At 67.5% G+C, this 240-nt stretch carries 1 pseudogene; it reads left to right on the forward strand.

Annotation, left to right across the window (positions count from 1 at the left end):
• A pseudogene (locus J5M56_RS27330) lies at nt 1-128 on the forward strand (Ig-like domain-containing protein); the annotation flags it as partial.
• Between the last annotated feature and the right edge of the window lie 112 nt (nt 129-240).

Here is a 240-nt window from a genome sequence, read left to right on the forward strand (position 1 = left end):
ACGGCCAGTTCAGCGTCACCCTGAGCCCTGCCGCCAACACGGGCGCGGTGCTCAGTGTGGTGCAGACAGATGCCGCACTCAACGCCTCACCCGAACAGCAAGTCACGGCACCCGGCGCTGCAGCGCCGGGTGCCGTGACTTGCTGTTCGGGTGAGGCGTTGAGTGCGGCATCTGTCTGCACCACACTGAGCACCGCGCCCGTGTTGGCGGCAGGGCTCAGGGTGACGCTGAACTGGCCGT

Source organism: Pseudomonas sp. 51_B, assembly GCF_017491595.1.
GTDB lineage: Bacteria > Pseudomonadota > Gammaproteobacteria > Pseudomonadales > Pseudomonadaceae > Aquipseudomonas > Aquipseudomonas promysalinigenes.